Source organism: Bradyrhizobium sp. P2_E8 (assembly GCF_056403875.1).
This window is the reverse complement of sequence record NZ_JBFUES010000481.1, coordinates 1-5,585: the sequence shown is the minus strand read 5'-3', so window position 1 is coordinate 5,585 and position 5,585 is coordinate 1. Positions and strand designations below refer to the sequence as shown.

General features: G+C 63.3%; 6 protein-coding genes. 5 read left to right on the top strand and 1 reads right to left on the bottom strand.

Features of this window, described 5'->3' with window-relative positions; all coding sequences use genetic code 11:
* Positions 1 to 288, bottom strand: a 288-nt coding sequence (locus AC1D00_RS24225) for a methyltransferase domain-containing protein (protein ID WP_477012383.1), incomplete at its 3' end; no start/stop codon positions are given.
* 139 nt (positions 289 to 427) lie between these two features.
* Between AC1D00_RS24225 and AC1D00_RS24220 the strand changes: the two genes are divergently transcribed.
* From AC1D00_RS24220 to AC1D00_RS24200, 5 genes are all read left to right on the top strand, one after another.
* Positions 428 to 1,171 carry an SDR family NAD(P)-dependent oxidoreductase gene (locus tag AC1D00_RS24220; protein WP_477012382.1) on the top strand — a complete coding sequence of 248 codons (744 nt, stop codon included), beginning with the start codon at positions 428 to 430 and terminating at the stop codon, positions 1,169 to 1,171.
* Positions 1,172 to 1,445: 274 nt separating this feature from the next.
* Positions 1,446 to 2,282, top strand: a complete 837-nt coding sequence (locus tag AC1D00_RS24215; RefSeq protein WP_404553977.1) for a hypothetical protein — start codon at positions 1,446 to 1,448, stop codon at positions 2,280 to 2,282.
* Positions 2,283 to 2,434: 152 nt separating this feature from the next.
* Entirely contained in the window at positions 2,435 to 2,962 is a 528-nt protein-coding gene (locus tag AC1D00_RS24210) for a hypothetical protein (protein WP_135178534.1), read from the top strand.
* Between the two features lie 136 nt (positions 2,963 to 3,098).
* The gene (locus AC1D00_RS24205; protein WP_404553973.1) at positions 3,099 to 4,040 is read left to right on the top strand and encodes an MBL fold metallo-hydrolase; all 942 of its coding nucleotides are present in this window, start codon (positions 3,099 to 3,101) and stop codon (positions 4,038 to 4,040) included.
* Between the two features lie 104 nt (positions 4,041 to 4,144).
* On the top strand, positions 4,145 to 5,269 hold the full coding sequence (locus AC1D00_RS24200) for a WD40/YVTN/BNR-like repeat-containing protein (RefSeq protein ID WP_477012381.1): 1,125 nt from the start codon (positions 4,145 to 4,147) through the stop codon (positions 5,267 to 5,269).
* Positions 5,270 to 5,585: the final 316 nt, after the last annotated feature.

The window sequence follows — 5,585 nt, the reverse complement described above, 5'->3', positions numbered from 1 at the left end:
GATCAAGTCATATCGCTTGGCCGGACGCCACTGGCCGAGGTCTTCATGGGACCATTGCACGTCCGGCGCCGCCTTGCGGCCGGCGGCAACCATCTCCGCCGAGCCTTCGACGCCGGTCACGGTCGCATCCGGCCAGCGCTCCCTGATCAGCCTGGTGACGTTGCCCGCGCCGGCGCCGAGATCGGCGATCTCGCGCGGCGCAAAATCCGGAATCCGCATCAACAGGTCGACGGCGGGCCGGAGCCGATGGCCGGAGAACTTCAGATATTGCTGCGGATCCCAGACCATCGTCTCAGCCTTTTCTTTTTCGTGTTTCCTTCAACGTGGCTCTTGGTTACCACTGCTCGTCCCGCTCAGGCAATTCGTCCTGACAGGGACGGGCAGGAAACGAACCGCAACAAGAAACCAAGCAAGAGAGCGTGCGACCATGGATCTCGGGCTCAAATCGAAAACCGCTGTCGTCACCGGAGCGAGCATCGGCATCGGCCGCGCCATCGCCAAGGGCCTCGCGGCCGAAGGCGTGCGCGTGGTCGGCGTGGCGCGGCGCACCGACCTGCTCGCCGAGCTGGTGCAGGAGGTCGGCGGCGGACTGATCACGCCGTTCGAGCAGGACGTGATGGCCAAGGACGCGGCCGAGAAGATCACAGCCTTCGCGCTCAAAGAGCTCGGCCATGTCGACATCCTCGTCAACAACGCCGGCGGCAGCCGTCCCCTTCCCGTCGACGCGCCCGACAGCAAATGGGACGAAGCGATCGCGCTGAATTTCACCAGCTACCGCCGCATCGCGCATGCGCTGCTGCCGCAGATGATCGAACGCAAATGGGGCCGCATCGTCAACATCACCGGCAAGTCCGAGCCGGAAGGGCTCAACGCCGCGTTCGCCGCAAAGGCCGCCGTGCACGCCTGGGCCAAGGGCCTGTCGCGCGAGATCGGCGAGCACGGCATCACCATCAACTGCATCCCGCCCGGCCGCATCATGAGCGAGCAGATCCGCCGCAACTATCCGCCGGACTATCGCGAGCGCTTTGCGGAGGAAGAGATTCCGGTCGGCTATTGGGGTGAGCCGGAGGACCTGGCGGCGCTCGCGGTGTTCCTGGCCTCGCCGGTGGCGCGGTACATCACGGGGACGGTGATCCCGGTGGATGGGGGGCTGCGGCGGTATCAGTTCTAGGGCGGTGGGGTTGCTGAAGCCGATCGGGGAGCGAACGCGCGCAGCGTCTGATCTGGTCCCGGAAGCGGACAGCGTCGGCTCGCGCTCTGGCGGGTCGGCCATGGGCCAGGACCCGGACATGAGCACGACAATCCGGTGACCCAAGCATGCGGGGCCGGGCCGCATGCCCCACACTCAACCGTACTCAGGGCGCGCGCACGCAAACTCGAATTGGTGTCGTCGGGTCGAGACATTGGATGTTACGGCTCGGGGATAGCCATGTTAGCGTGTGCGCATGACCGGAACTGCCCTGAATGTCTTGTCGTTCCTGTTGCTCGGCTTCTTCCTCGGAATGAGGCATGCGACCGACGCCGACCATGTGGTCGCTATCGCGACGATCGTCAGCCGCGAACGCAGCGTGGCGGGCTCGGCGCTGATCGGTGCCGCTTGGGGCGTAGGACACACCATCACGGTCATGGCGGTCGGCGCCGCGATCGTCGTGTTCGGGGTCGTTATCCCGCCGCAGCTTGGTCTGTCGATGGAATTTGCGGTCGGCATCATGCTGATCCTGCTCGGCGTTCTCACCTTGACGGGGATCGGGCGCGCGGTCGGCACAGCTCACGTCCATGCCGGCGTCCGCAGCGGACATGCGCTCGATCTTCATGACCACTTGCATGCGCACGGCGATTACGTGCACCGGCACCCGCACGGTCACCACCTCGGTGCGCACGGGCACGCTGAGGAGCATACACCATTGGCGCGGCTTGACCGATCCTGGCTCGGGCGGATCGCGCTCTATGAGTGGCTGCGCCCCTTCGCGGTCGGCCTCGTGCACGGCCTTGCAGGATCGGCCGCCGTCGCCCTGATGGTCCTATCCATCATACGCGAGCCGATCGCTGCGCTCGGCTATCTGCTGCTGTTCGGGCTCGGCACCATCGCCGGAATGATGTTGATCACGCTGATACTGTCGGCGCCGTTTGTGTTCACGGCGGTCAATCTGCCAAAATTCAATTGGCGGCTCCGGGTGGCCTCGGGGCTCGTTAGCTTCGTCTTCGGGCTGGTCCTGGTCTACGGGATCGGCTTTGCCGATGGGGGCCTGTTCACTGGCGCGCCGACCTGGGAACCCCATTGACCGCAAGTTGACGACGGCAAGGAATTGGTACGGGCAGGTCTGTTTCGCCGCCGCGTCGGTTGACCGCCGCGGAAACCGAGGGATAGAGTGCCGCAACTATAAATGGAGGATGCGCCATTCAGACGATCGGCACGGCCGGTGGGCGATCCTTGTTGCTGGCGGGCGTCGTTGTCGCGCTCGCGGCAACCGCGGGTGCGGCATGGCTACACGAGATCCGGCCGCGGTCGCAATCAGCGCTGCAAACGTTCAACGCGCGGGCCGAGAAGGCGCAGCTGCCGGCGTTGACGGCGGACGAGGAGCGCTTCGCGACAACCTTGTGGGCCGTCCACCGTGAGGCGACGCGGTCGGCGGTGGCATTGAGCTTTGCCGGCATTACCTATCAGACCGAGGATCGGGACGCACAGGCGTTCGCACGAAAGATCGAGCCGCTGGCGAAATTCTTTCATGATGCCGAAATGCAGGTCCGCGCCATGAGCGCGCCACCCTCGCTATCGAAGACACAGTCGCAGTACGTCGACGCGATGGCACTCTACGCCAACGCCGCGACCGAGATGCTAAAGTTCGCCGAAGACGGCGACTCGCAGCGACTCCAAGTTGCGCATAGTTTGGATGTGAAGGCTTCGGAGTACATGCTTCGCGTTGGCGAAGTGCTTTGGCCGGGACAATACAAGCCGCACTAGTGGTCGATCGAAGGGAAGCAGCAAGCGAAATCCGTCTTCCAGTCAAAAGGAAATCATTCAGCTGTAACGGAGGAACGCAATGAGAAGATGTGCACCTAGAATCCGTTCGTTTGCGTTGACCGCGGGGATGGCGGCGATGACAAGCCTATTCGGCTTGGCGGCGCAGGCCCAACAACCGGTCTGCTCGGCATGGCTGATCGAGAGCAGCCGTTTCATGAACGTGCCGTTCGGATCCTTCATGCCAGATCGCACTTTCGTGCCTGGCAGCACCAAGCCGGAGAGCAACATTGCGAGCGTCGATCTGCCGGTAAACGTCGGCGTGATCAAATGCGGAAGCGAGTTGATCCTCTACGATACCGGTTGGAAGCAGCAGGATTACCTGAAGATGACCGGGTCGGATCACTGGGCTCCACTGCCGGACCAGCTGAAGGCTCTCGGCTTCAATGCCGCCGATGTCACCAAGGTGGTGATCGGCCACGCTCATTGGGACCACGCCGGCCAATTGTCTGACCTGCCCAATGCCGTGCTCTACGTCCAGCGCGAAGAGCTAAAAGCGATTGAATGGGCCCTCAACTATCCGGAACCGCACATCCGGGCAGTTAACTCCGATCCGGGGGGCTGCAACCGTACGCCTGCTTGCGGCTACATGCCGCTCACCGTCGAGGAGGTCTACGGCAAGGTGCTGAAGGGCAAGGCGGTGATCGTCGACGGCGAGATGGAGATCCTGCCGGGCGTGCGGATTCATCCGGCGTTTCGCGCTCATACAGCCGGCTCGCAACTGCTCGAGGTGCCGACCAGCATCGGTAAGCTAGTGTTTGGCTCGGACGCGTTTTCGTCGTACGAGGGCATCCGCGATTGGATGACGGCGAACGTGCAGCAGACCGATACCGTCCAGCAGTTTCTCGCCTATGAGAAGTGCTACAAGATCACCGGCGGCTATAACAACTGCGTCGCCGCCCACGAGCCGCTGAGCTACACGGACAAATATCCGTTGACGAAGAATTCTTGGGTGGCGCTGAACGGCGGCCGCATGGCCGAGCTCACGTTGGCGCCGGGTGAAAAGTCGCGCAAGCCATGAGAGGTGTTTTCGAGGTGGGATCAGTCTTCCCACCTCGACCGCTTGATCCTGCGACTGGAAGAAGAAGTATCTGCGCGCGTAGGCTGCCCCTCTGGCTTGCCTGCGTGATGTTCCTTTTGACTGGCAGCGTGTCTGCGCATGACGCGAGCAGCTATGGTGGCGTGTTTCGCTCCCGTGATCTCGGCGCCGCCTGGTTGAATGCGGATGTCGGCCTGTTTCTCAATGCGGCACTTGTCGTCGCCGTCGACCCAAGCGATTCGTCCCACCTGTTGGTCGGCACCGACCTCGGACTCTTGAGTTCGCACAATGGAGGTCGGAGCTGGGTGCCGGAGGCGCGAGATCTTGTCATCGGCGCGGTATTCGCGCTTGCCTTCTCGCCGGAGGGCGAGTTGGCTGTGTGCGCGGCCGTAAACGGTGTGTTTCGCCGCGACCGCAACGGCTGGCTGCGCGCCAGGGCCCCGGACTCCGCGATTCCGGCGCGAGCTCTGGTCAGCGGACCAGCGAACAATCGTTTCTATCTGCTCGGCCGCAGCGGGCTGTTTTCGAGCGAGGACGGCGGGCGCACCTATGCGGTCGTGCCCGGGCTCCCGCAGGCGAGCGAAATGACGGCGCTGGCGGCATTTGCGGGATCGGCCGACACGCTGGCGGCCGTGATTGACGGCCAGGCGATGATCAGCCGCGATGGGGGACGCACCTGGTCCGACGCCGGTTTTGGCGGCGCAGACGCGCCCGTCGACACGATCGCCGCCGATGCGACGCGGCCGCATCGGCTGTGGGCGGCGGCGCGCGGCGGAGTCCTTGTCCGCGACGACCTCGGTTCCGATTGGCATTCCGTTGGACGTTCACTGCCTGAGCCGAAAGCCCGAGTGCGCGGTATCGCGGCGAGCGCCGACGCGATGATCCTGGTGGTTTCCTCTGATCGCGGAATCTACCGCAGCGAGGACGGTGGAGAAACGTGGGCGCAGAAAGAAGACAACCTTCCGATTCATATCGAGGCCGGCCCTCTCGCCCGCGATCCGAAAGATGCGGGTATCGTCTACGCAGTCTTTTCGCTGATGCCCTATGCGGAGGTTTGGCGCATGGCGGTCGATGGCGGCAACCTGTTGGCGCGCATCGAACCGATCAGCCTGGCCGGTGCTCTCTCGTTTCTTCTGCTCGTTCTGATCGGCGGCTGCCTTGTGGTACGTTACCTGTCACGCAAACGCGGCGCAGCCGATCTGTCGCTTTGATCCGCGCGTGGCCGCCGGTACCACTGACGCGAATAGCCGCAGCCACTATCGTTGAGAACTTTGGATTCAGGAACGGTATCAGAGCCGTGGAGTGACTGGTGTCGACTTCGAAACTCGTACGGCCGCGAAGGATTGTAAACTTCGGAATCGGGGCGCTAGTCACAATGCTTTGTATCGCGGTTCTGGCGGGAGGTGCGCTGGTGCTGGTACGAGCCGTCGCCAAGGAAAAATTTGTTGAGTACCGCATGGGCGAGCCAGAGGATGCGCCAATCGCGATTGCAGCGGGCATCGACGGCAGTATCTGGTTTACCATCGA

Excerpts from the sequence above, each read along its gene's own strand:
- AC1D00_RS24215 (WP_404553977.1), top strand. The coding sequence starts at position 1,446 with ATGACCGGAACTGCCCTGAATGTCTTGTCGTTCCTGTTGCTCGGCTTC.
- AC1D00_RS24205 (WP_404553973.1), top strand. The coding sequence starts at position 3,099 with ATGACAAGCCTATTCGGCTTGGCGGCGCAGGCCCAACAACCGGTCTGC.
- AC1D00_RS24220 (WP_477012382.1), top strand. The coding sequence starts at position 428 with ATGGATCTCGGGCTCAAATCGAAAACCGCTGTCGTCACCGGAGCGAGC.